The following is a 24,400-nucleotide window of genomic DNA, read 5'->3' as shown; positions in this document are numbered from 1 at the left end:
ACTTGCTGCCCTCTGGGCGAACAGTCTTTATTGTAAAGCGGCTTCGACGTCTTCAAGCGTCCGCGCTGCTTTCAATCTGTCGAGGGCATCAGCATCCTGAATGGTTGCCATGATCTGCTGCAAGGTCTCAATCTGTTTGTCCTTGTCATTGATGGCAAGCAGAAAGACATATCCAACAGGGACAGCTTCTTCCGGGTCTTCCATATTGGCAAACTGGACAGGCGATGTCAGTGTCGCAAATGCAATGCCAGCTTTAATCACATGCTCAGGATCGGTGTGAGGCACCGCAACGTTATCTTCGCGCTCAAGCGGCAATCCGGTCGGCATTGTCAACTCACGGCTGACGACAGCATCCGCATAGCCTGGCTTGACATAGCCCAGCTTTTCCAGCTTTCCAGCCAGTATGCGGATAATTTCTTCGTTGGTCTTCGCGTCGCTCTGAAGCTCGATCGCTTGTGGGTCGAGATAATCAATCAGACCAGCAGCCATTCTATTCTCCGTTTAAAGAAAGGTCGCACGTCGGTCTCGACGTGCGACTTGTATTTTATGCAGCGATCGTTGCCACCCTTAGGTAGCAATCTCGTCAGCAGGTTCATCTTCAGCACCAGCCGCGCGTTCCCACGCTAATGTGTTGCGGCGATAGAGTATGAAAAGTGCCGCAATAACAACGGCTATCACTGCAATACCAATAGCACCAAGCCACTGGATGGCAGAGATGATGATGTAAGGCACCCACAGGAATCCATCGACCACTGATGTAATCTGCAAAGCGTTCTCAGGCAGTTTGAAGCCCGACGAAACCGCAGCGCTGGTAAACAGTGGAGCAAGTGCATTCGCAACATAGAAGCCAATCGCCAGTGTGATCGTTCCGACCACCACCATACGGAACACGTTTCCTTTCAGAAGCGGTGCAGTCATGGCAACGATGAACGGAATGACGGCGAGATCGGCGAACAGGATCACGCGATTGCCCGGCAGGATGACCGACAGAATAATCGCGATCGGTACCAGGATCAGCGACGACGAGATTGCCGCCGGATGCCCGATCAGGATCGCGGAATCGAGACCAACCAGAAGTTCGCGGTCGCCGGTACGTTTGCGCACAAATTCCTGTGCGGCATCAGATACTGGCAGCAGGCCTTCCATGAGGATTTTGACCATACGCGGCAGCAACAGCATGACTGCTGCCAGTGTCATACCAGTGCCCAGAACCTTGGCAAGAACGGTGCCAAAATCACCCGCATTGTAAAATGCAATAAGACCGAGCACGAGACCGATGATCAGGCCCATCACAACCGGCTCACCAAAAACACCAAAGCGACGTTCGATGGTTTCAGTGTTGATGTTGATCTTGTTGATGCCGGGGATGCGATCCATGATCCAGTTCAGCACAATCGCGATTGGCAGGATCTGTGCGGAAGCCAGATGCGGTACCGACACACCGGGAATGCCATAAAACTGCTGAACAGCGCGCGCTGACCAATCTGCAAATAGCAGGGACAGAGCTGCAACAAGTGCTGCAACAATAATACCGTAAGCGATGTTATCCGTTGCGGCGACAACCAGCGAGCCGACGAAAGCAAAGTGCCAGAAGTTCCACACATCGACATTCAGCGTACGCGTCCAGCGCATAAGCAGAAGGACGATGTTGACCAGAATGCCGACTGGAATAACCCACAGGCCCACCGATGAGCCAAAGGCAATGGCCGCAGCTGAAGGCCAGCCCACATCGACGATATCGCGCTTTATACCTGTGTTGGTAACGATTGCCTGAGCGACTTCACCGATAGAGGTGAACATAAGGCCCAGAACCAGATTAATACCGATGAAAGCGACACCGATAGTGATCGCGGCGCGGAAGGCTTTGCCCACTTTTGCGCCAAGTACCACTGCAATAATGAAGATGACGATAGGCAACAGGACCGTTGCCCCAAGCGTATCGACTGCCGTTTTTAGTCCGCTCAGAAATGCGTCCATTCTAATCTCCTCCCCCCGGGACACTTCAAAAGTGCACCGAGCTCACAGAACGCCATTATTAGCTCGCGCGTATCGACTGTTCAAAATGTGAATTGAGCGAAACGGCAGAACATTTGTATTCTATAGCAAACCAAAGTTGAATAACAAGATGGCATTTCGAGGGGTGCCAATGTGGCAACGAATGAACACTGGTATTGACTTAGAAACAAATGTTCATTAATCGATAAGGCACAGAGGAGACTGCAAGCGTTTTGCAGGGACGTTCAGGAGGAAACGATGGCAACCAACGTGGCGTTGACTGGTTTGGCGCGTGATATGCAGGCGCGAGCAGATAGTGGGCGACCAATTCGCATCGGGCTGATTGGCTCAGGCGAAATGGGTACAGATATCGTGACGCGTGTCGCGCACATGCCCGGTATTGAAGTTGGCGCTATCTCTGAATTGCGCGTTCCAAACGCTCTTAAAGCTGTCGATATCGCTTTTCAGGAAGAAGGTCATGGCCGCGAGGTTTCTACGGCTTCTGATCTCACTGCTGCGATGGAAGCGCATAAGGTTGCCGTAACCGATAATGCCAATCTGATTCTTGAGAACGATCTTATCGACGTTGTGATCGACGCGACGGGCGTTCCGGCTGTCGGTGCTGAAATTGGCCTTCGTGCCATGGAACACGGCAAACATCTCGTTATGATGAATGTCGAAGCTGACGTCACCATCGGTGCTTATCTGAAAGCTGAAGCGGAACGTCTTGGCGTGACCTATTCGCTGGGCGCAGGTGACGAGCCATCATCCTGTATGGAACTGATCGAGTTTGTGACCGCGATGGGGCATCCCATTGTCGCCGCCGGCAAGGGCAAGAACAATCCACTTAATATCGATGCCATTCCTGACGAATATATGGAAGAAGCCACGCGCCGTAACATGAATGTGCGCATGTTGGTTGAATTCGTCGATGGTTCAAAGACCATGGTCGAAATGGCTGCTATTGCCAATGCCACGGGTCTCGTGCCGGATAAAGCCGGTATGCATGGCCCTGCGGCAACCCTTGACCAGCTTAACAAAACTCTGATCCCTGAAAAGGACGGCGGCCTTTTATCGAGGGTCGGCGTTGTTGATTATTCGATTGGCAAGGGCGTTGCGCCCGGCGTTTTCGTTGTCGCCGACATGTCGCATCCGCGCATTTCCGAGCGCATGGAAGATCTGAAGATGGGCAAAGGCCCTTACTTCACATTCCATCGTCCATATCACCTGACTTCTCTGGAAGTGCCGCTCACCTGCGCGCGCGTCGTACTTTACGGAAAGCCGGACATGGTTCCACTTTCGACGCCTGTCGCTGAAGTGGCAGCTGTTGCCAAGAAGGATATGCAGCCCGGCGAAAAGCTCGATGCGATTGGCGAATATTGCTACCGCGCCTGGATCATGACTTCGGGGGAGGCGCGTAGTGCGCATGCCATTCCTTGCGGGCTTCTGCAGGGCGGCAGTGTAACCAAGCCTATTAAGAAGGGTGAACTCATCACTTACGACAATGCTGCAGTCGCACCCGGTTCCAAGATTGCTGAGCTGCGCGCGCGTCAAGACAAGCTCGTTTACGGAGCGTGAGGACAAAACATCATGGTTCAAGCCAAAAAAGTCGAACCGCAGGATACGGGCGACCGTCATAATCTGCCTTACGTTTTTCGCACTTATTCGCCGGATCAGCTGAAGGAAGCGCTGCATAAAATGTATCTCATCCGCCGCTTTGAAGAAGGTGCGGAAGAGAGCTACACACGCGGTCTTATTCACGGAACGATGCATCTGTCTATCGGGCAAGAGGCGAGTGCAATGGGCTCGTGCCTGCCGCTGAATGATGACGACATGATTACGTCGACACATCGTGGTCATGGTCATTGCATCGCCAAGGGCGCTGATGTGAAGCGCATGTTTGCTGAGTTTTTCGGTAAGGAAACCGGCTATTGCAAGGGGCGGGGCGGCTCAATGCACATAGCCGATGTTTCCAAGGGCAACCTTGGCGCAAACGGCATTGTAGGCGGCGGCATTCCGATTGCTGTCGGAGCAGCTCTTTCGGCCAAGAAGCAAAAGAATGGTAAAGTTGTCGTGTCGTTTTTCGGAGATGGTGCCAATAACGAAGGCGCTTTTCATGAAGCGTTGAATATGGCCGCTGTCTGGAAGCTTCCTGTTGTGTTCATTTGCGAAAACAACGGTTACGGCATGTCCACTTCGACGAAGCGTTCCACAGCAGTTGCAAATGTTGCTGACCGTGCCTCGGCCTACAACATGCCCGGCGTCATCGTGGACGGAAATAATCTGTCGGAAGTGGCAGAGGCCGTCAATGAAGCGACCGAACGCGCGCGGCGCGGCGATGGACCAACGCTGATTGAAAACAAGACCTACCGTATCCGGGGACACTCCAAGAGCGATCGCAACCGCTATCGCACCAAGGAAGAAATCGAGCATTGGCAAAATGATCGCGATCCGATTGCTCATTTCGAGGCTGATATGAAGGCTTATGGCTTCATCAATGGAGCCGAGATCGAGGCAATTCGTGCAGAGGTTGAGAAGGAAATCGCTGACGCGATTGAATTCGCCAAGAACAGCCCTGCGCCCGATCTTACCAACCTGACCCGCGACGTTTACACGGACGATATTTAAACATGGACACGACAATCCGTGAGTTGAGCTATTCGCAAGCTATCCAGGAAGCCATGGCAATCGCCATGGAGCGCGACGAGCGCGTGTTTCTTATGGGTGAAGACATTGGCGTCTATGGCGGCGCATTTCAGGTGACTGGTGATCTGGTTCATCGCTTTGGTGAAGACCGGGTTATGGACACCCCTATTTCCGAGCTCGGTGGCGCTGGCGTTGCAGTTGGTGCGGCGCTGACCGGCATGCGTCCGATCTTTGAGTTCCAGTTTTCCGACTTTGCTGCCCTCGCCATGGAGCAGATTGTTAATCAGGCTGCAAAAATCCGTTACATGCTTGGCGGTGCGGTTTCGGTGCCGCTGGTCATGCGCTTTCCAGCTGGCTCGGGCACGGGTGCTGCAGCACAGCACAGCCAGAGCCTTGAAGCATGGCTCGGCCATGTTCCCGGTCTCAAGGTTTTGCAGCCATCGACACCTTATGATGCCAAAGGCATGTTGCTTGCAGCTGTTGAAGATCCTGATCCAGTTATGATTTTCGAGCACAAACTTCTCTATAAGACCAAAGGGCCGGTTCCCGAAGGCTTCTACACTGTGCCAATCGGTAAGGCGGAAGTGGTTCGCGAAGGCCGAGACCTGACTATCGTCGCAACAGCAATCATGGTGCACAAGTCGCTTGATGCTGCCGCAGAACTCGCCAAGGAAGGTATTGATGTCGAAGTGATCGATCTGCGCACCGTGCGCCCGATTGATCGTGAAACCATCATTAGAAGCGTGAAGAAGACTTCCAGGCTTCTATGCGTTTATGAAGCGGTCAAAACGCTTGGTATTGGTGCCGAAATCTCCGCAATCGTGGCCGAAAGCGATGCGTTTGATTATCTTGATGCGCCGATTGTGCGTCTTGGCGGGGCAGAAACTCCAATTCCATATAATCCCGATCTTGAGCGTGCAACCGTTCCGCAGGTCCCTGACATTGTGAAAAGCGCGCGCGATCTGGCTAAGGGAGTTCGCTGACCATGGCTGTGGAAGTCATTCTCCCCAAAGTCGATATGGACATGGAGACGGGCCAGATTTCGCGCTGGTACGCCAAGGATGGCGATACCGTCACGAAGGGCCAGCTTCTCTTTGAAATTGAGACTGACAAGGCCGCGATGGAAATTGATGCTCCGGCATCAGGTATCATTGCGGACATCAGTGCTGCTGAAGGCGCTGTTGTGCCGGTTGGTCAGACAGTCGCCTGGATTTATGATGAAGGCGAAGAGCGGGTTGGAACTTCGGTACCTGTTGTCGAAGAGAAGCCAGTTTCAGCTTCCGTCGAACCGATTGCTCAGAAACATGTTGAACCTAAGTCCTCCCAAGACGATGCAGCAGGTTCGACTGACGATGTGCGGGCAACGCCACTTGCGCGCCGAATGGCGCGTGAAGCGGGGATCGATCTGGCAGGCATTCAGGGATCTGGACCCAAAGGTCGTGTTCAGAAAAAGGATGTTGAAAGCAATATCAGCGTCGCCAAAACCGTGGCTGCACCAGTCTGGTCGGTTAACCGCACACATAGAGAAGACGCGGCCATCGACCCGTTGAATGCAGTCTGGTTGCGAGAGGGTGAGACCAATCGCTTGCCGATTGTTCTGATCCACGGCTTTGCAGCTGACATCAACTCCTGGCGTGGATTGTTGGCCGGGGCATCGCTCGGCCATCCGATACTGGCGCTTGATCTTCCGGGACACGGCAATTCACCACGTGTCGTTCCTGAAAGTATCGATGACATTGCCGTTGCCGTCGAAACGACGCTTTCGGCCTTCGGTGTGACATCTTGCCTGTTGGTCGGTCACTCGCTTGGCGGGGCGGTTGCTACAGTCACCGCCGCGCGTAGTGTTGTCGATGTGCGCTCTCTGCTGCTGATTTCTTCGGGTGGTTTGGGACCGCAGGTCAATGGTGCGTTTATCAAGGGTCTTATCGGCGCGAAAAGCGAAGCCAGCATCGTTCCCTGGCTGAAGCTGCTCGTCGCCGATGAGAGCCATCTGACGAAGCCGTTCATCAATGCAACAGTTGCACAAGCAGCTGATGCAGAACTGCGCGACACGCAGGGTGCGATTGGCGATCGGTTCTTTGCAGATGGCACGCAGACTTTTGAGGTGCGCTCATGCATTGCCTCGCTTGCAATGCCGGTGCGGCTCATCTTCGGTGCTGAGGATCGGGTCATTCCTGTCGCCCATGCACACGGCTTGCCGGGCAAGGTGGGCATCCATGTCTTCGCTGGTTGTGGACATATGCCACAAATTGAAGAACGTGGCGCTGTGCTGCAAATCCTCAAAGAATGTGCAGCCGCCGCCAGTTAGTACTCGATCGCGGCGACCAAAAAGAAAGCACATCGTTTTACGACGATGTGCTTTTTGTCACTAGTTGGACTGCGCTTTGTCCTTGAGCATCTGTGCGGCACTCGCTTCGTCGGTGATGAGAACTGTTGGCTTCAACAGCTCAATCGCTCCCAGCAGAGCAGCGATTTTCTCGTTACCGCCCGATGTGAGAATGCGTTGTGGAGTCTTCTGAAGGCTTTCGATTTTGGCTGACATGACCCGGTCATGCACCGGATCATCGACGATCTTGCCGTTTTTATCATAAAAGTGGAAAAGCACGTCGCCGACGGCCCCATTTTCGATCAGCGACATCTTCTGCTGCTCGTCAATCAAGCCGACGCGGTAAGATGTGCTGCTCGCGGTTTGAATGTCACCAACGCTGAGCAGAACCATGTCCAGTTCTTCGGCCATGTCGAGAACGGTATTCAGCCCGCAACGTTCAATAAGAGCGATCCGCGTTTCTTTGCTGTCAACCAGAGCAGGGGCGGGAATAAGATATCCTTCGCCCTGAAAAATCTGCGCAAACTGCCATGCAAATTCCGGCGGGTTAGAACGGCGCGGCTGAACGATGCCACCGAGCAGGGAGATGACCTTCAAATCATTCAGCGGTCGCGCGCCGATATGTTGCAGAGTGCTGGACAAGGTCCGGCCCCATCCCACTCCGATTGTCATGCCATGCTGAACTTTTTCCGAAATATAAGCGCCTGTCGCAGCGCTGATTGGTGGAATAGGATCGATATCTGGTGATGAGAGCGGCGCTACAATAGCGCGCTCAAGACCGAAGGTCTTTTCCAGATCTACTTCCAGTGCAGTCAGACTTGCTAGCTTGCCTTCGATGGTAATTTTGACTTCATTGCGCGCACGGGCATCAGCAAGAAGGCGAACGATTGTTACCCGGCCAACACCAAGCGCTTCCGCGATGTCATTCTGGGTCATTTGTTCGACGTAATACATCCACGCAGCACGCGTTCTCAGCCTGCTCGTACGGTTTTCAGCGGCAACGCCTTCTGATCCAATGATGAGGTCAGCTGTCTCCGGATTCTTTTGCGTCTTCTTGCCGGCTTTTTTCAAAATAATCCCTCAAATTATTGGCGCAATACTGCATTATAGAAGTGATACTCTTAAAGCGAACCTATTGCTTTTCCACGTGAAGGCAAACAATAATTCATGCGCTCTGTCCATGCAGTTCTGATGGCGCTGCGGTTAAGGAAAATGAATATGTTACGCATTCTTTCGGAAGAAATTGCAGTCAATCTGAAGGACCGTCTGCGCGAGGTTCGATATATGATTCGTCGCAATCGCCATGAAAGTTTGCAGGGCGAACAGGCAGCGCCGCGACCAGGTGAAATTGTGTCGCCGGAACTGCTTCTGGGACATGCAGCCAGCATGATGGATAAGGCTCTGACGACGGCTGAAACAATATCCATTTCGCTAATTTCGTCTAATCCGACTGTCCATAACAGCGCGCCGCATATCAAAAGTCTGGCAATATATTTTGGTGGCGGAACGGAAGGCGTGCGCGCTTTCCGCAAAGATATGTATTATCTCACCAAGGAAGTACTTCGTCGCAATCAACTGCCGAATGTGTTGATCCAGGAAGCTGTGTTCGTCACGGTGCATGAAAAAGTGATGCGCAAGCATGGAGCGCTACTGAAGGGCGCGTTTGCCGCGGAAGCAGGTGAAAACAAAATCACAGAAACGGCTAAGGCCATTACGGTCATTTTCCTTGAGCTTCTTGCGGAAAAGCCTGTACGCTTTATCTCATTGGATGGCCATTGTGACCCGCAGGCGCTGCGCAGATTTGAAACAATGTGTTTCGCTGCGGTTGGTCTGGCATGTGGTCTTGCGACAGCCAAAGCCGCCGATCTTGAAGGAGTTGATCCACTGGAAAGTGCAATTCTGGCATTGGATGCACGACAGGAACGTCTCATGCAGGCAGCTGAAGATCGCGATCAGGCGCAGCTCGAAACCCTGTTCCAGACCTTGATTGCGCACCTGCCGTAATGCGAAGCCCGGATTCTAAAATCCGGGCTTGTTTTGACAGGTATATTGCCGCGCTGACCTAACTTCCCAGCATATCCGTAATCGTCTTTTTCGCGCGCGGAATTGAAGCCGGGCTCATGCTCAGTTCTGTTAGCCCCATGCGTAGAAACTCACCAATGAGTTCCGGCTTACCTGCTGCTTCTCCGCACATGCCCACCATGATGCCTGCTTCGGTGCCTGCTTTTGCTGTCATCTCAATTGCTGCCATGACAGCCGGGTGGCTGACATCGTTTAACTTGGCAACGGTAGGGTTCAGTCGATCTGCTGCCATTACATATTGCGTGAGATCATTGGTGCCGATGGAGAAGAAGGCCGCTTCTTTTGCGAGTTCTCTGGCAGCGAAAACGGCTGCCGGTGTTTCGATCATCACACCCAGATCGAACTCCGCATAGGCTTTGCCTTCGTTTTTAAGTTCGCTGATGCATTCTGAAATCAGTCGCCTGGTTGCACGGATCTCTTCAACATCCGAGATCATCGGCAGCATCACCTTGAGATTGCCGTTGACGGCTGAGCGCAACAAGGCGCGCAGCTGCGGTTTGAACACGTCCAAACGATCCAGGCACATGCGAATGCCACGCCAGCCAAGGAATGGGTTTTCCTCTTCTGGAAACTCAATGCCCGCAATCGGCTTGTCACCACCAATATCAAGCGTGCGGACAATAACCGAATGTGGTGCAAATGCTTTGAGAAGTGCTGAATAGGTTTCAGTCTGCATGTCTTCGGACGGCAGATGAATATGCTTCATGAAGAGAAGCTCTGTGCGGAAAAGCCCAACACCCATGGCTCCTGCTTCGAGCGCGACGTCGATTTCCTCCAGCGCGCCCATATTGGCTGCAACTTCAATGACGGTGCCGTCAGCGCGTCTCGGGACTATCGAGCGGTAGGCATCAAGCGCCTGTCTTTCCTGCAATGCAGCGGCAATACGCGCTTCGATATCGTTGCAGGTGGCAGCGTCCGGGTCAGAATGGACGATGCCGCTACTACCATCTACAGCAACGATTTTAGCATTTCTGAGCTGCTGAACAGCGGTTCCAAGGCCTAAAACGGCAGGTATGCCATGTGTGCGGGCGATGATCGCAACATGCGACGTGGCCCCGCCATGTCCGCAGACGACGCCTTTGATTTTCTTAAGCGGAGCCCGTGCCAAATCCCAGGCACCAATGTCGTCGGCGATCAGTACGGACCCTGCGGGCAAACCTTCCAGATTGATGTCTTCTTTGCCAAGAAGCGCAAGGCAGATTTGTCGGCTGACGGCATGAACATCATCAGCGCGTGCATTAAGATAAGGATCATCAAGTGCCGCAAACTGCCCGGCAACAGTGGATGCCGCTCCCAGCATTGCTGAAATTGCATCCATGCCCCGGCGAATGAGTGAGATAGCTTCTTCGGTCAGGCTGTCATCAGCCGCAATATCTTTCAAAGCTGCGATAATGCCGCGATCTGTATCCGCAAGGTTTCCGGTGGTGAGCGATTCATTCATGCGTTGTTGCACAGTTGCGATTGCCGATTTGAAATGGGCAACTTCGCTCTCAATTTCAGAAGCTGCAAGCTTTCGACCCAGCGGCTTGATTTCCTCGGGAAAGAACGCAAATGCAGTACCTAAAGAAACGCCCTCACTCGCTCCCACACCTTTTATCTGCCCATCGGGCAGCTTTGCGATTGTTGCTGGTTGAGCAACAGGCATGGGTTTAGGTGCAGTCTCTGGAACCGAAGTGGCCGTTGTGGCAGCACTGCTTTCTTCTAGACCAGCCTGCGGGTTTTCCAGATAGCCGATCAGCGCTTCGATTGCTTCAATGGCATCAGCTCCATCGGCGCGTACCGTGACTTCATCAAGCTCTTTGACGCCAAGCAACATCAGCTTGACGGAACTTTTGGCACTGACGCTTTTTCCAGCCTTGGCGATCTCGATATCGCTTTCAAAACCCTTGGCCAATTTAACGAAGCGGGTTGCAGGGCGTGCATGCAGCCCTTCGTGCACCCGGACGATAGTCGAGCGTTCCATTTATGTAAGCCTCAAAGCGACACCTGAAACAATTCGACATGCAATATGCCGGAAAACGTTTCAATTATCTGTTCTAACATGCGATTCTGGCGGCAAGACTGGCGAGAATTAGCTGCCAATAATGATAATCTGGCCTTCTTTCAGGACAGAAACAAGCTCTTCACCGGCTATTTCACTGGCGCATATTTCGCCGGGACGATCTGTGGATTGTGCGCCCGTAAACGAAATAACCACGTGCCCGATTTCGCGTACTTTTTGCCATGCGCTATCGCCAACTGCTGTAATCTCAGCATTGAGCGAGCCTATGGTGATACGGGTTCCGACTGCCGGTGCGAAAGCTTCAGGCCCTTCTTCCACAACATGCATCACAGACACTTCGGCCAGTTCGGGTGGAGAGCCGTCTGCAAACAGAATGAGCACGCCGCCTTCGGCGAGATCCGCAACTTCCGGGCCGATCGCGGTGATCCGCGTTTTCAGATGTATCGACATAGAGGCGGTCCTTTCTTGATATTGTCGTTCGATGCCCTAGAAAATCGACCGGGGGCATCGCTACTGCACTAATTAGGGAAAGCCTGCCGCTGTTTTGCAGCGACAGACTGAGAGTTTTAAAGCACTGCGAGACTGACTACCCAGGCGATCAGAACAGAAAGCGGGCCCATGATCTGACGGCTGATCAGAACTGCTGGGACACCAATTTCGATTGTCTTGGGTTTAGCTTCTCCAAGCGCCAGACCAACCGGCACAAAGTCGCAACCGACCTGTGTGTTGTAGGCAAATAGCGCGGGCAGAGCCATGGCCGGAGCAATGGTTCCGTTTGCGATCTGCGGTCCGATAATTGCCACACCAACAACCTGTGCGATGACCGCACCCGGTCCCAAAATGGGTGACAAGAAGGGCAAACCACAAATTGCAGAAAGCACCAGCAGGCCGACAATATTATTGGCAAGCGGTCCGAGCGGCTGGGCGAGAATGTCGCCGATGCCTGTATAAAGGATCAGACCGATCAGCATTGTTACGAATGCCATGAACGGCAAGACGTTACGAATGACCTGATCAATGGTGCGACGTCCGGCCTGGAAGAAAATACCGACCACACGGCCCATGACGCGGCCGATGTTGCTGATAAATCCTACAAGTCCACCTTCGCTTGGTAGTTCCACCGGCGCGGGCGCTTCTTCCTCAACGGATGCAGCAGCTGGGGCTGCTGCGGCTGAACCGTCAGCAAGAATAATGTTTTCGGGCTTCACGCCAGAAACGTAGATATCTTCAGTGATAAATTGCGCCAGCGGCCCGGATTGTCCAACCGGCGTGATATTCACGGTTGGAATGCGCTTACGCGGATAGACACCGCAACGCGCCGTTCCGCCGCAATCAACCACCACGACCGCCATTTCGCCTTCAATTGGCGGTGAGCGAAAGCCGTCAACGGCTTCTGCGCCAGTGAGTTCGGCGATCTGGCGCGCAAGCGGGTGGATGCCGCCGCCTGTAACGGACACAACTTTGCTGCGTTGCTCTGTCGGTTGAATGACAAGTGGGCCGCCCCAGCCATTTGAGCCGCGGGAAATCTTAACCGCTTTATAGGTCTTTACCATGTCGTCCTCCTCAATTCCCGCTTAAAGCTCGATGCCCTGACGCCGCGCCATAATGGCGGTGATGCGTTCAGTGAGCATGCCTTTGAGAAGGATCACGACGAGACCCACGATTGCGTACCAGATTGCCACGTTGATATGGTATCCGATTGGTACTGCGCCCTTCTTTTCCAGTTCGAGAAGTGCGACGAGGATGCCACCCCAGACGAAATATTCGCCCGGATTGATATGCGGAAACAGACCCAATGGCGGATGCACATAGGAAACCGCGGCATCATAGAAGGCAGGCTTGTATTTTTCATCCAGAAAAGACCCGAACGTATAAGCCATCGGGTTTGTCAGGAAGAAGACAGAGAGAACGGGTAGAACCGTATAGCGGGTGAGGGCGATACGCCCCGCGCTACGCGCAATACCATGGACGCGCTTTTCGCCGACCAGTTCTGTTACGGCATAAAAGGCAGTCATCAGCACGACAAGCGTCGGGATAATGCCGGTTACAAACCCTGCGAAGACTTCGCCGCCTTTTTGGAAGACGCCGATGAAATGCTTGCCCATTGAGGCAAGCCAGCCAAGCTGCTCTTCCTGCTGGACGTTCTGAAGGCGCTCTTTGAACTGATCTACAGTAATTCCGCTACTGCCTGCATCTGCGGGTGCAGTCGTTGTCGCTTGCGCCAGCTGCAGAAGATCATTTCCTGCGTGGTCGGCGACATGTTTGCCCTGCAGCGCAGCGTCAGAAATCATGCTGCCGGCCATATGTATAGATTGCATTGTTACGTCGGCATGTTGTGCCAACATCGTCACTATCGACATTGTTCCTCCTCGATTGCTTGTTTCAGGCAAGCAACTCCTATGCTCCCACTGCCTTCAGACCTTCGAGTTCGAGCCCCTCGGACTGACCTCTTATACGGCCGATCTGTTCCATCGCCTGTGTGGCAGCAGCCACCACTTCAGGCGTGCCTTCTACGATTGTGGGATTGTCCTGCAATTCGCTCAGGCGCATTCCCTCAAAGCCTTCGCGGCGGGTAAATTTGGCGAAAACTGTCCGCCCACTCATTTGCAGGAAGCGTCGCACCACCAAATCGCGGTCTACGACGAGCAACACAATGACACCTCTGCCGAAACGTCCCCGCACGTGGCCTGCGCCGACAAAGCCGTCAGAATATTTCGAGGTGATGCCTTTCATCACGTCGGAATAGTGGCGCATCTGGATCCAGACCCCCAGAGACTGAAAGCCCCAAAGCAAGGCGAGCGCCAGCAAAGCCCATTGCCAGATTGCCATTTTTATTCTCCTCCCACGAAGGACGGACCGGATATTTTCCAGGTTCGTCTTTCATCAATTAGAGAACATTTGTCTTCTGGAATGTCAATAAGTATAATTTTGTCGATAAATGAGAGTGAATGACACCTGACTTTTGAATCGGTTTCGCATAATGTCATTCGCAAACGGGAGGTTGCTCGCAACATGGACTTGTTACTCAGAGAACAAATGGCATCGATGCCTGATTTGCGTCATCGGTTGCGCCAGCTGCGTTGGTTCAGGGCAACATTCCGTAAACATGCGAGCTTGCTGCATGAGCTTTATGGCGTTGAATACGAGATCGACGAAAAGCAGCTCACCGAAGCCTTTCTTAACTGGGTGGAACTGGTCGATCAGAACAAGCGCTTCGCCAAAGTGGACCGCAAGGATTTCATCACTTTCGCTGCGGGTCTGGTGTTGCGAGAGCTGATCCGTTTATCGCCCGCTAAGGTCGTTTCACCGCCCAAACACGCGACGGGAGATTCTGCTCGTCTTTACGAGATTGTCCGTTTCTGGCCGGAGGGTTTTCTCTACACAAACTACTGTATCTGCGCGATTGCTGCTGTGCATGAGCAGGAGTTTGGGACCGTGCCCGATATTGACCAATGCGCTGATGAGTTGCGGACATGGTGGTCTTACAAGGAAAATGTCTCAGAAATGCCGGGCTATGCAATTGCATTTCTGGATAAGTTCCTTGGCAGTGAACCGAACTGGGTTATGCCGGATCTGGCTTCAGCGCGCGCTGCCGTAAAGCGTGCGCTCGGTGAGAATAATCCCGTTACAAAGATACAAAGCACGTAGCCGTCAGTAGATTCAATTTAAAGTTCTGGGCTGTTTTCGCATCACGGCATGATCGCCGGTGCCTGTGCGTGGCTACGTTTTGTCCAGCGTATTCGAGATGATTGCGTGATGGTTTTGCGTATCAAAAAAGCCACGATGAAAGTCAGAAAAGCTCTCGCAAACAGAAACAAAGTGCGAATGCGATTTTGAAGCAGCAAGACATGCACATCAATAATCTTACATTTTTCGATAGATAGTCGACAAATGTAAGATTATTGATTATCACTGAAGATGAGCTTTGGAGGAAGGCGTTGTCGGATCAGAGTGGATAATCCAGAAACGCTGTAAATCCGGGCTTTTAACAGGCATCAAACAAATGTGTTGACAAGCGACAACATAGGCTGACAAATGTCAGTATGAGGTGGCATAGTTCAAATGGGCCAAATGTCCGATGAATTGCCGGTTCAATTAAGAGGTGGGAGCCTCTGATATCGGGAGGAGATGACGTGTCATCGTATGGCGTGGATAGGCAGACCATTTTTCTGCTTTTGATCAATGGCGCAGTGCTGACTGCTGGTGCGGTTTTTGCCGGTGCCAATTTTATGGACAGCTATAATCTGCAGTCTATGGCCGCTCAGGTCCCGGAACTTGGTTTGCTGGCGCTCGGCGTTATGCTTGCCATGATTTCCGGAAATGGCGGTATTGATCTTTCCGGTATTGCACTTGCTAATCTCGCAGGAATTGTCGCGTTTCTTGTGGCTCGCAACCTCATTCCCGTTGCTGACGCGCCGCTTTTGTTCTCATGGACATTTGCTGGACTGGCGCTCGCTGTGGGCCTTGTGGGCGGGTTGATCAACGGCATCATGATCGCCTATGCGCGGTTGACGCCATTGATCGCGACACTTGGTACGCAGCTGGTTTTTACCGGCGTCGCAGTGTTCCTGACCAATGGCTCTGCGATTAGCCTTGGCTATATCGAACCGCTCGATAATTTCGGCAATATGCCAATTCTGAGCATTCCTATGTGTTTCGCACTGTTTCTTGCGATCGCTGCCTTGCTGGCCTTTGTGCTGAAATATACTCCCTTCGGTGTGAAGTTGATGCTGATGGGCAGCAACTCAAAAGCAGCGCGTTATGGTGGCATCAACGAAAAGCGTATGCTGCTTCTTACCTACACGATTTGTGGAGTACTGGCCTCGATCGCAGGTATCATCATCGCGGCGCGCAATTCTTCTGTGAAATGGGATTACGGCGGCTCTTATGTTCTGATCGCCATTCTGATCGCAGTGCTCGGCGGCGTTAAGCCGGAAGGTGGATACGGCAAAGTGTTGTGTGTGCTTCTGGCAGCGACAGCGCTTCAGATTCTCTCAAGCCTGTTCAACTTCATGAATATTTCCAACTTCTTCCGCGATCTGGCCTGGGGTGTGTTGCTTCTGGTGCTGCTGGCATCAGCACGGGTGCACTTAGGCTACTGGTTACGGCTGAGGCGATGACCAATTCCCTGAAGGCCCAGCGGGGAGGAAACTTGCAGGCCTTCAGGAATGAACCCAACAATAAGCATCATTATAATCGGAGGAGAAACATGCGTATTATTTCCAAACTGGCTGCCTGCACAGTGCTCGCAGGTGTTGCAATGGGTGGCGTTGCCGTTGCTCAGGACAAACCAACCATCACGACGGTTGTAAAAGTTACCGGTGAAAACTGGTTCACCCGCATGAATGAAGGCGTCGAGGCCTTTGGCAAAGACAATCCCGATGTAAACGCTAGCCAGGTCGGACCAGCTAAGGCAGATGCTGCGCAGCAGGCCCGCATTCTTGAAGACCTCGTTGCAAAGAACGTATCTGCCATTGCAGTTGTACCGATGGACCCATCAGCGCTTGAAGGCGTGCTTCGTCGCGCTGCTCAGCGCGGTATCAAGGTTATCGCGCACGAAGGCGACAGCCTGACCAACGTCGATGTTGATATTGAAGCCTTTGACAACAAGGCCTTCGGTACACGCATCAACGAAGCACTTGCAAACTGCATGGGCAAGTCCGGTAAGTGGACGTCCTTCGTGGGTTCGCTCGGCAGCCTGACGCATAATCAGTGGGTTGATGCGGGCGCAGCGAATGCAAAGCAGTATCCAGATATGGAACTAGTTGCAGAGAAGAATGAATCCTTTAACGACGCCAACAAGGCCTATGAAAAGGCTAAGGAAATCCTGCGTAAATATCCGGACATCAAGGGCTTTCAGGGCTCGTCCGCTATTGACGTGATTGGCATTGGGCGCGCAGTCGAAGAAGCAGGCCTTCAGGATAAGACCTGCGTTTATGGTCTCGGTCTGCCAAAGGATACCGGCCCATATCTCGAAACCGGCGCTGTTGATCAGATTTTCTTCTGGGATCCAAAAGACGCTGGCTATGTCATGAACAAGGTCGCTGATCTGGTTCTCAAGGGTGAGGAAATCAAGGACGGTATGGACCTTGGCGTTCCCGGCTATGAGAAAATGACCGTTATCAAGGGACCAGGCAAGGGCGTCATCATGCAGGGTCAGGCCTGGGTGGACGTAGACAAGTCGAACTACAAGAACTTCCCGTTCTAAGAAGCACTCCGCCTGTCTGATAATATTTCGGGGCTGCCTTGCACCACAGCAGCCCCGAAACTGCGGTATCGCACCCAACCAGTTTGCGCGCCTTGAACCAACGCACGGCGCACCAAGTGTCTGAGAGTTTCAGGAATTTTCCATGCACGCTACAGATTCAACACCTGCATCTCCGCCGCCCTTTCTTGAAATTCGAAACGTCAGGAAGTCGTTTGGTGGGGTCAAGGCGCTTAAAGAAGTCAGCCTTGTTATCGAAGCGGGCCAAATCTATCACCTGATGGGTGAGAACGGCTGTGGCAAGAGCACGTTGATCAAAATCCTTTCCGGCGCACAGCCTGCCGATGAGGGGCAGATTTTCATTGATGGTCAGCCAACAGGCGCCCTTGCTGGCGACATTGGTGCTATCGGTTCCTTGCGTGCAGGGATTGAGACTGTCTATCAGGATCTGTCATTGTTGCCGAACCTTTCTGTTGCCGAAAATGTCGCGTTCACCGAACAACTTGTTGAAGCATCGGGCAAGCTCGCGCGCAGGCTCAATGTTTCGGCTCTGCATGAAACGGCGAGGCGTGCTTTGGCCGAGGTTCATCTGCCAACTGATGCCGCCTTTCTGAAACGCAGAACCGATACTTTACCACTTGCAACGCGCCAGCTTATTGCGATTGCCCGTGCGGTTGCGTCCGAAGCACGGCTCGTCATCATGGATGAGCCAACCACCTCGCTGACACGACAGGAGGTTGTCAATCTTTTGCGGGTTGTTGAAGGGCTGCTGAACAAAGGTGTCGCCGTTCTTTTTGTGACGCACAAACTTGATGAATGCAAATCGCTTGGTGGCCGTGCGATTATCATGCGTGATGGTTTGAAAGTCGCAGAGCTTGATGTTGCTACCCACACCAAAGCTGAATTCAGCCACTGGATGACAGGTCGTGAAATCAGTGAAACCCGGTATCGTACAGATCCGAAACTCGGCGAGGTGATGCTTGATGTTGATCAGCTGAGTGACGGGCAGAACTTTGAATCGGTGTCGCTATCCCTGAAGAAGGGCGAGATATTGGGCATCACCGGGTTACTTGACTCAGGCCGCAATGAACTGGCGCTCGCGCTTGCCGGTGTTGTGCCTGCAAAGGCTGGCACAATCAGCTTGAACGGCAAGGCAATCGCACCGCAATCGGCCGCCGATGCAATCCGCTATGGCATTGGTTATGTTCCCGAAGACCGTCTTACAGAAGGGCTTTTTCTGGAAAAGCCTATTCAGGACAATATTACGTTGCCAATTCTTGATCGTTTGCGCAATGCGCTGGGCATGATCAGTGGCAGACGTGCCAGGAGAGTTGCGGAAGACAGCGTTGCCGATCTGCAGATTGTTGCACCTGATGTATCGATCCCCGTTCAATCATTATCAGGTGGCAATCAGCAGCGTGTTCTGATCGGTCGCTGGCTGACGATCAACCCGCAGCTGCTCATCCTGCATGGACCGACTGTCGGCGTCGATGTTGGCTCGAAAGATACAATTTTCCGCATCATCCAACGTCTGGCTGACAATGGAATGGGCGTTATCATTATCAGTGACGACCTGCCTGAACTCTTGCAGAACTGCGATCGCATTCTCGTTATGCGACAGGGCCGTATCGTTGCAGCACACAATGCCGATGGACTGACTGAAGACGCGATCTACGCATCCATGGCCAGCATTACGAAGGAGATCGCGCAATGACCGACATCGTATCGGCAGAAAAGTCCAGCGTGAAAGACCGTGGCATTCTGCTGCGTCTTTGGGACCTGATGGGCGCCAGACCTGAACTGTTCACGCTTTTTCTGACAGTCATTACCTGCTTTGTGGTGATCGCGGCTAATCCTGACTTCCTGCAGATGAGCAATCTGGTGGACATCCTTCGCGCATCTGTCGTACGTGGTCTGTTTGCCATGGGTGTGCTTGTCGTGCTGGCGTCGGGTGGTATCGATGTTTCGTTTACAGCGATTGCAGCTTTCGTCATGTATGCGCTGACGATGCTGGTGACGAACCTGTTCCCGGAAATGCCAATGGCACTCATTCTGGTGTTGGCAGCTTTGGGTGGCGCGTGCTTTGGCGCTCTGAATGGCTTTCTCGTGCAGAAATTGCAGGCACCATCGCTGATCGTCACGATTGGCACGCAATATGTGATCCGAAGCTTCCTGCTGACCTTCGTTGGTACAGCACTTTTCATGAATATTCCGGCTGCGATGGATGCCTTCGGTAAGGCGTCATTGTTCACGCACCGCGCATCGAACGGTGTCGTTTCGGTTCTGCCTGCCACTGTTCTGGTGCTCGTGGTTGCAGCCTTCGTGACATGGTTCATCCTTGAGCGCACGTTGATGGGACGCGCGATTTTCGCAGTCGGTGGTAACCCATCGATTGCCGAGCGTCTTGGCATCAATCTCTTCCGTGTCCGCATTTTCGTCTTTGCTTATGCAGGATTGCTGGCTGGCATTGCGGGCGTCGTTCACGTCTCCAGCAACCGCCTTGCCAATCCTTTTGATCTGGCTGGGATGGAGCTCGAAATTATCGCCGCGGTTGTGCTTGGCGGAGCCCGTATCACGGGTGGCTCGGGTTCGGTTATCGGAACATTGCTGGGTGTGCTGCTGATAACACTGGTGAGCAATGTACTGATCTTTGTGGGCATTCCGAGCACGCTGCAACTGGCGATCATTGGAGCTTTCATTCTGCTGGCCGGCACGATCTTCGCTTTGCGTGATAGAAGCTGAAGCAAGCTGATAAACCTAAACATTAAGCGTTTCTATTGAACAGAACTGGGACGGTCTGCGTGGATTTAGCAGGCCGCTCCCAGCTGAAATCTGGGAGGATCTCATGTCTCACGATGTGTCCGTTATCGGGCTCTATATTCTCGACGTTCTCGGACGCCCAGTGGATGCGATTCCGGCGGGCGGCAATGTCGAGTTTATCGACGAAATCCGGCTGACAGTGGCCGGGACAGCTGGCGGAACAGTAGTCGATCTTGCCAAGCTTGGCCTCAACTGTCTTGCGGTTGGTGCAGTGGGTGACGACGAGAAAGCTGATTTTGTACTGGCGACTTTGCAACGCTTTGGCGTTGATGTCACTGAGATGCAGCGCTTGAAGGGTATTCCAACATCCTCATCGATATTGAATATTCGCCGCAATGGAGATCGTCCGGCGCTGCATGCGCGCGGTGCATCTGATCACTTTGAGATTGCCGACAGTGCACTGGATGCAGTTCTGGCACCGCCAATTATCCATCTTGGTGGAACGGGTCTATTGGCAAAGCTGGATGGCGAGCCGAGCCGAAAGCTGCTTGCGGAAGCAAAAGCACGAGGTCGGACGACCACGTTCGATCTTCTGGGTGCCAATGATGGCACGCTTGATCTTATTGCTCCTCTCTTTCCGCATATCGACTACTTCATGCCGTCGATTGAGGAAGCGAAGCAAATTTCGGGCGGAGAAAACGTTGAAGATGCCGGCCAGTTCTTTATTGAACGGGGCGTCAAGCACTGCGTCTTCACTCTTGGTGGGGACGGAGTTTGCTTCATGGATGCATCTGGAGCGGTTCTGCGTCAGCCAGCATTCCAGATCGAAGTTGTCGATACGACGGGTTGTGGTGACGCGTTCGATGCGGGCTTTATCACGGCTTTGCATCGCGAGATGGATGTGAAGACAGCGCTCAATTTCGCGCAGGCCTCGGCAGCACTGGTTGCGACAGGGCTAGGTTCCGATGCTGGTATCCGTTCTTTCGAGGATACGCTGAATTTCATGAACACTGCGCCAATCAAGCAGTAATTGAAACGCGGCGGATCATCTAAAACGATCCGCCGCTTCCAGCTCTAATTCGCAAGCAGAAGCTGGGCTGCTTCGAAATCAGTTACGAGATGGGTGGCATAGCCACCGGTAAGCACTGCATGGATGGCTTCCACCTTACGCGCGCCACCGGCAACGCAGAGCCTGCGCGGAACACGGTGCAGTTCATCAAGTTCAATGCCAATCACGCGTTGATCAAGTTCGCGGACAACCTGCTTTCCTTGATTATCAAGGAAGCGGCAGATCAGCACTGCAACCGCACCATCCTTGGCATAGGCGTCAATTTCTTCGTCAGTGGTGACGTCAGCTATGCGCATTGTGCTTTCCGATGATAGTCCGCCGACGCCAAAGACGATCATATCAGACTGAGCAATGAGTTCGAATTGTCTTTTAAGTGCGGGCTCACCCATCAAGGCATCGCGTAACCCTGCGCTGCTCAAAATGGCCGGAGCCAGCATATTCACACTGGTTGCTCCAACATTGCGTGCCATGATCGATGTGCAAAGCTCTGCCGCAAACTCACGCTTGCCCATGGATGAGCCCGTGACTTGAACGACGGTAAGTCCGTCCACGGGGCGCGGAAGCGAAATAGCATCCGCAATTGCAAGAACGGTTCGCCCCCAGGATACGCAGATGGTATCGCCCGGTTTTATCATGCGTTCGATGAGGCGTGCGCCGCCGGTTCCCAGCGCTTGTAGCCGCGCTTCAGAGGAAGCTGCTTTTTCGCTGGGAATGACGAGAACTTCGTCCAATCCATATTTGGCGGCAAGTTTGTGCGAGATTTCGGTGCGTGTCAGAATTTCCGAGTTCATCAGAATCCGCACAACACCCCGCTGCCGCGCTTCCTGCAGGTAGTTGACGATTGTGGCACGAGAAACGCCCATCTTCTTCGCGATATCATTCTGGGTGAGCTGGTCTTCATAATAGAGCCACGCCGCCCATACGATCGCGTCATCAAACTCAGCCGGGATGGCATGCGTAGACGGTGTCAGATCGTCCGATGTCATACTGATTTCCTGATTTTATCCGTTAAGCTGACTCGCACAGAAACGAGTTTTAATCAACAAGCCAATCAAGGAAGTTGACTATTGTCAGTATATAGTGTCAATTGTTTCAAGAGTGAGGAGATGTCTTCATAAATTATTGTTTTGCCATGGAAAATCATATTTTCCGTGCGCGCTTGTCTATGTCTGCGGCTTGGAGGTTGCAGATCGCCAACTGAGGAGCAGGCAGATGAAGTCGAATTGGTCGGATGCGGATTTCAACGCAATTGTAGGTGCTTATGAGAAGGCGGGCATCAATCGCGATATTGCCATCCGTACATACACCACACGTTTGCTGGGATCTGAGCCAAAGCTCGTGCTGCACGGCGGGGGCAATACGTCAGTTAAGACGGTACTGAACGACCACGATGGTACGCCTGTTGAAGTGCTTTGCGTAAAGGGCAGTGGTTGGGATATGGGCAAGATTGAGCCCGCAGGATTGCCTGCGCTCCATCTTGAACGTCTCAAGGCGATGGTCAATTACGATAAGCTAAGTGACGACGATATGGTGATGTTACAACGCCGCCTGTTGCTCGACCCGTCATCCCCCAATCCTTCGGTAGAAGCAATCCTGCACGCCATTCTTCCTTTCAAGCATGTCGATCACACCCACGCCAATGCGATTGTTGCGCTGACCAATCAACCGAATGGTGAAGCGATCATTCGGGAATTGTTTCCGGAAATGATCATTGTTCCCTACGTCATGCCGGGATTTGATCTCTCCAAAGCTTGCCTGAAAGCCTTTTCCGAACGCCCGGGTGCACCGGGCATGATCTTGCTGAAACACGGCATTTTCACATGGTCTGAAGATCCGCGTGTTGCTTACGAGAATATGATCGAAGCAATTGATCGGGCCGAGAAGCGCATTGCTGTGGGCAATCCGCAGCCATTCGGTCGGGCGAGCAAAGATGGATACACCAAAGAGCTTGCTTCAGTCGCTGATATTGCGCCGATTTTGCGGGGAGTAATCGCGCTTCCGGGCAAGGAAGAAGGGCGTCCGCGCCGCTTCATCATGGAACATCGCTCGAATGATGATATCCTCGATTTCTGTGGTGCTCCTAACGTTGCCGATCTTGTACGCCGTGGGAATGCAACCCCTGAACATGTAATCCATATCAAGCGTTATGGCGTTTCCCTTCCTGCCCCTTATGCCTATGATCTTGAGAACTGGGCGCAGATCGTTAAAGACCGTGTCGCCTCTTATATCGCAGATTATAAAGACTATTTTGAGCGCAACAACGCGCGTGTCGGCGGCGGAAAAACCATGCTCGATCCGATGCCTCGCGTTTTCTACATTGACGGTATCGGCTTGTTTGCTGCCGGACCGACCCAAAAAGCGGCCCGTATCGGTGCAGACGTTGCAGAGGCAACTATCGACGTCATCCGGGGATCCGAAGGCATTGATCAGTTTGAAGCATTGTCAGAAGAAGATCTTTTCGACATCGAATACTGGTCGCTTGAACAGGTTAAACTCGCCAAACAAACAGAAAAGCCACTTACCCGTCAGGTCGCTGTCGTCACTGGTGGGGCTGGCGGCCTTGGTCTTGTGATTGCCGAGCGTCTCAAAGAGCAGGGCGCCGAAATTGCTTTGATCGACATCGATGCGGAGCGTGTGACAGCGGAAGCAAAACGTCTGGGTGGTAAGGCTGTTGCTTGCGATCTCACCAATCCTCAATCCGTTGAACAGGCGATCACAGATATCGTCGCGGCCTATGGCGGCGTGGATATTCTGGTTTCAAATGCTGGTGCAGCCTTTCAGGGCGCACTCGCATCAGTCGATGACGCGTTGTTCAAGTCGGCATTCGATCTCAACTTCTGGAGCCACCATTACATTGCCCGCGCTTCCGTGAATGTCATGAAGCGTCAGGGAACAGGCGGCTCCATTGTGTTCAATGTGAGCAAACAGGCAGTCAATCCTGGCCCGGATTTTGGCCCCTATGGTACTTCAAAGGCCGCACTCATGGCCTTGATGCGGCAATATTCATTGGAACATGCTGCTGATGGAATTACGGTGAATGCCGTCAATCCAGATCGTATCCGTACTGGTTTGATGACTGATGAAATGGTCGAAGAACGGGCGCAAGCGCGTGGCGTGACGCCGGAAGTCTATATGCGCGGTAATCTGCTCAAGCGAGAAGTTCTGGCAAATGATGTTGCGGATGCGTTTTTGCACCTCATTTCAGCTCGGACCTCAACGGGTGCAGTTGTCACCGTTGACGGCGGCAATGTTGCCGCGATGATGCGCTAAATATCTAGTCTCGTGCATAAAAGGCAGCGCTTATTTATGGAGCGC

The 24,400-nt window shown here is 52.9% G+C and carries 21 protein-coding genes; 12 read left to right on the top strand and 9 right to left on the bottom strand.

Annotation, left to right across the window (positions count from 1 at the left end):
- Positions 1-27 precede the first annotated feature (27 nt).
- Complete coding sequence (locus tag CES85_RS03700; RefSeq protein WP_094573850.1) at positions 28-489, bottom strand: PTS sugar transporter subunit IIA; 462 nt, start codon at positions 487-489, stop codon at positions 28-30.
- Positions 490-567: 78 nt separating this feature from the next.
- Complete coding sequence (locus CES85_RS03695) at positions 568-1,977, bottom strand: PTS galactitol transporter subunit IIC (RefSeq protein WP_095444694.1); 1,410 nt, start codon at positions 1,975-1,977, stop codon at positions 568-570.
- A gap of 276 nt (positions 1,978-2,253) precedes the next feature.
- Between CES85_RS03695 and CES85_RS03690 the strand changes: the two genes are divergently transcribed.
- From CES85_RS03690 to CES85_RS03675, 4 genes are read left to right on the top strand one after another with little or no spacing between them, the layout of a single operon-like run.
- Positions 2,254-3,573: an NAD(P)H-dependent oxidoreductase gene (locus CES85_RS03690; protein WP_094573852.1), complete on the top strand. Its 1,320-nt coding sequence runs from the start codon at positions 2,254-2,256 to the stop codon at positions 3,571-3,573.
- Between the two features lie 12 nt (positions 3,574-3,585).
- On the top strand, positions 3,586-4,623 hold the full coding sequence (locus tag CES85_RS03685; RefSeq protein ID WP_095444693.1) for a thiamine pyrophosphate-dependent dehydrogenase E1 component subunit alpha: 1,038 nt from the start codon (positions 3,586-3,588) through the stop codon (positions 4,621-4,623).
- A 2-nt stretch (positions 4,624-4,625) separates the two neighbouring features.
- A complete protein-coding gene (locus CES85_RS03680) occupies positions 4,626-5,624 on the top strand; it encodes an alpha-ketoacid dehydrogenase subunit beta (protein WP_095444692.1) in 999 nt (332 codons plus the stop codon).
- Between the two features lie 2 nt (positions 5,625-5,626).
- Positions 5,627-6,949 carry an acetoin dehydrogenase dihydrolipoyllysine-residue acetyltransferase subunit gene (locus tag CES85_RS03675; RefSeq protein ID WP_095444691.1) on the top strand — a complete coding sequence of 441 codons (1,323 nt, stop codon included), beginning with the start codon at positions 5,627-5,629 and terminating at the stop codon, positions 6,947-6,949.
- 60 nt (positions 6,950-7,009) lie between these two features.
- Here CES85_RS03675 and CES85_RS03670 read toward each other — a convergent pair whose 3' ends face one another.
- Positions 7,010-8,038, bottom strand: coding sequence for a sugar-binding transcriptional regulator (locus CES85_RS03670; protein ID WP_095444690.1), 1,029 nt, complete (start codon positions 8,036-8,038; stop codon positions 7,010-7,012).
- Positions 8,039-8,185: 147 nt separating this feature from the next.
- Between CES85_RS03670 and CES85_RS03665 the strand changes: the two genes are divergently transcribed.
- Positions 8,186-8,971, top strand: coding sequence for a hypothetical protein (locus CES85_RS03665; protein WP_095444689.1), 786 nt, complete (start codon positions 8,186-8,188; stop codon positions 8,969-8,971).
- A 58-nt stretch (positions 8,972-9,029) separates the two neighbouring features.
- On the opposite strand, the gene ptsP is transcribed toward CES85_RS03665, so the two are convergent.
- The 5 genes from ptsP to CES85_RS03640 all read right to left on the bottom strand — a co-directional run bounded on the left by ptsP (position 9,030) and on the right by CES85_RS03640 (position 13,880).
- Complete coding sequence (gene ptsP, locus CES85_RS03660) at positions 9,030-11,012, bottom strand: phosphoenolpyruvate--protein phosphotransferase (RefSeq protein ID WP_095444688.1); 1,983 nt, start codon at positions 11,010-11,012, stop codon at positions 9,030-9,032.
- A 108-nt stretch (positions 11,013-11,120) separates the two neighbouring features.
- Complete coding sequence (locus tag CES85_RS03655; protein WP_095444687.1) at positions 11,121-11,501, bottom strand: PTS glucitol/sorbitol transporter subunit IIA; 381 nt, start codon at positions 11,499-11,501, stop codon at positions 11,121-11,123.
- A 116-nt stretch (positions 11,502-11,617) separates the two neighbouring features.
- Positions 11,618-12,604, bottom strand: coding sequence for a PTS glucitol/sorbitol transporter subunit IIB (srlE, locus tag CES85_RS03650; RefSeq protein WP_094573860.1), 987 nt, complete (start codon positions 12,602-12,604; stop codon positions 11,618-11,620).
- Positions 12,605-12,625: 21 nt separating this feature from the next.
- Positions 12,626-13,411 carry a PTS glucitol/sorbitol transporter subunit IIC gene (srlA, locus tag CES85_RS03645; protein WP_095444686.1) on the bottom strand — a complete coding sequence of 262 codons (786 nt, stop codon included), beginning with the start codon at positions 13,409-13,411 and terminating at the stop codon, positions 12,626-12,628.
- A gap of 37 nt (positions 13,412-13,448) precedes the next feature.
- Positions 13,449-13,880 carry a transcriptional regulator GutM gene (locus CES85_RS03640; protein WP_095444685.1) on the bottom strand — a complete coding sequence of 144 codons (432 nt, stop codon included), beginning with the start codon at positions 13,878-13,880 and terminating at the stop codon, positions 13,449-13,451.
- A gap of 183 nt (positions 13,881-14,063) precedes the next feature.
- Here CES85_RS03640 and CES85_RS03635 point away from each other — a divergent pair, with 183 nt between their 5' ends.
- From CES85_RS03635 to CES85_RS03610, 6 genes are all read left to right on the top strand, one after another.
- Positions 14,064-14,699 (top strand): hypothetical protein, encoded by a 636-nt coding sequence (locus CES85_RS03635; RefSeq protein WP_095444684.1) that lies wholly within the window; start codon positions 14,064-14,066, stop codon positions 14,697-14,699.
- Between the two features lie 485 nt (positions 14,700-15,184).
- Entirely contained in the window at positions 15,185-16,171 is a 987-nt protein-coding gene (locus tag CES85_RS03630) for an ABC transporter permease (protein ID WP_095444683.1), read from the top strand.
- Positions 16,172-16,260: 89 nt separating this feature from the next.
- Positions 16,261-17,259: an autoinducer 2 ABC transporter substrate-binding protein gene (locus tag CES85_RS03625; protein ID WP_094573865.1), complete on the top strand. Its 999-nt coding sequence runs from the start codon at positions 16,261-16,263 to the stop codon at positions 17,257-17,259.
- A gap of 142 nt (positions 17,260-17,401) precedes the next feature.
- The gene (locus tag CES85_RS03620) at positions 17,402-18,970 is read left to right on the top strand and encodes a sugar ABC transporter ATP-binding protein (RefSeq protein WP_095444682.1); all 1,569 of its coding nucleotides are present in this window, start codon (positions 17,402-17,404) and stop codon (positions 18,968-18,970) included.
- Positions 18,967-19,998, top strand: coding sequence for an ABC transporter permease (locus CES85_RS03615; RefSeq protein ID WP_095444681.1), 1,032 nt, complete (start codon positions 18,967-18,969; stop codon positions 19,996-19,998). The genes CES85_RS03620 and CES85_RS03615 overlap by 4 nt, the downstream gene beginning before the upstream one ends.
- 103 nt (positions 19,999-20,101) lie before the next feature.
- The gene (locus tag CES85_RS03610; protein WP_095444680.1) at positions 20,102-21,046 is read left to right on the top strand and encodes a carbohydrate kinase family protein; all 945 of its coding nucleotides are present in this window, start codon (positions 20,102-20,104) and stop codon (positions 21,044-21,046) included.
- Positions 21,047-21,090: 44 nt separating this feature from the next.
- On the opposite strand, the gene CES85_RS03605 is transcribed toward CES85_RS03610, so the two are convergent.
- Positions 21,091-22,071, bottom strand: a complete 981-nt coding sequence (locus CES85_RS03605) for a sugar-binding transcriptional regulator (protein ID WP_095444679.1) — start codon at positions 22,069-22,071, stop codon at positions 21,091-21,093.
- Positions 22,072-22,297: 226 nt separating this feature from the next.
- Here CES85_RS03605 and CES85_RS03600 point away from each other — a divergent pair, with 226 nt between their 5' ends.
- Positions 22,298-24,355 carry a bifunctional aldolase/short-chain dehydrogenase gene (locus tag CES85_RS03600; protein ID WP_095444678.1) on the top strand — a complete coding sequence of 686 codons (2,058 nt, stop codon included), beginning with the start codon at positions 22,298-22,300 and terminating at the stop codon, positions 24,353-24,355.
- Positions 24,356-24,400 lie beyond the last annotated feature (45 nt).

The sequence above is a fragment of the Ochrobactrum quorumnocens genome (genome assembly GCF_002278035.1).
Classification (GTDB): domain Bacteria; phylum Pseudomonadota; class Alphaproteobacteria; order Rhizobiales; family Rhizobiaceae; genus Brucella; species Brucella quorumnocens.
The sequence above is the reverse complement of the archived record's forward strand: the minus strand, read 5'-3'. Positions and strand labels throughout refer to the sequence as shown.

Bases quoted from the DNA above. Each gene is read 5' to 3' on its own strand.
- srlA (WP_095444686.1), bottom strand. From the start codon at position 13,411: ATGTCGATAGTGACGATGTTGGCACAACATGCCGACGTAACAATGCAA.
- ptsP (WP_095444688.1), bottom strand. From the start codon at position 11,012: ATGGAACGCTCGACTATCGTCCGGGTGCACGAAGGGCTGCATGCACGC.
- CES85_RS03685 (WP_095444693.1), top strand. From the start codon at position 3,586: ATGGTTCAAGCCAAAAAAGTCGAACCGCAGGATACGGGCGACCGTCAT.
- CES85_RS03675 (WP_095444691.1), top strand. From the start codon at position 5,627: ATGGCTGTGGAAGTCATTCTCCCCAAAGTCGATATGGACATGGAGACG.
- CES85_RS03615 (WP_095444681.1), top strand. From the start codon at position 18,967: ATGACCGACATCGTATCGGCAGAAAAGTCCAGCGTGAAAGACCGTGGC.
- CES85_RS03665 (WP_095444689.1), top strand. From the start codon at position 8,186: ATGTTACGCATTCTTTCGGAAGAAATTGCAGTCAATCTGAAGGACCGT.
- CES85_RS03635 (WP_095444684.1), top strand. From the start codon at position 14,064: ATGGACTTGTTACTCAGAGAACAAATGGCATCGATGCCTGATTTGCGT.
- CES85_RS03605 (WP_095444679.1), bottom strand. From the start codon at position 22,071: ATGACATCGGACGATCTGACACCGTCTACGCATGCCATCCCGGCTGAG.
- CES85_RS03640 (WP_095444685.1), bottom strand. From the start codon at position 13,880: ATGGCAATCTGGCAATGGGCTTTGCTGGCGCTCGCCTTGCTTTGGGGC.
- CES85_RS03680 (WP_095444692.1), top strand. From the start codon at position 4,626: ATGGACACGACAATCCGTGAGTTGAGCTATTCGCAAGCTATCCAGGAA.
- CES85_RS03655 (WP_095444687.1), bottom strand. From the start codon at position 11,501: ATGTCGATACATCTGAAAACGCGGATCACCGCGATCGGCCCGGAAGTT.
- CES85_RS03600 (WP_095444678.1), top strand. From the start codon at position 22,298: ATGAAGTCGAATTGGTCGGATGCGGATTTCAACGCAATTGTAGGTGCT.
- CES85_RS03690 (WP_094573852.1), top strand. From the start codon at position 2,254: ATGGCAACCAACGTGGCGTTGACTGGTTTGGCGCGTGATATGCAGGCG.
- CES85_RS03625 (WP_094573865.1), top strand. From the start codon at position 16,261: ATGCGTATTATTTCCAAACTGGCTGCCTGCACAGTGCTCGCAGGTGTT.
- CES85_RS03610 (WP_095444680.1), top strand. From the start codon at position 20,102: ATGTCTCACGATGTGTCCGTTATCGGGCTCTATATTCTCGACGTTCTC.
- srlE (WP_094573860.1), bottom strand. From the start codon at position 12,604: ATGGTAAAGACCTATAAAGCGGTTAAGATTTCCCGCGGCTCAAATGGC.
- CES85_RS03700 (WP_094573850.1), bottom strand. From the start codon at position 489: ATGGCTGCTGGTCTGATTGATTATCTCGACCCACAAGCGATCGAGCTT.
- CES85_RS03695 (WP_095444694.1), bottom strand. From the start codon at position 1,977: ATGGACGCATTTCTGAGCGGACTAAAAACGGCAGTCGATACGCTTGGG.
- CES85_RS03620 (WP_095444682.1), top strand. From the start codon at position 17,402: ATGCACGCTACAGATTCAACACCTGCATCTCCGCCGCCCTTTCTTGAA.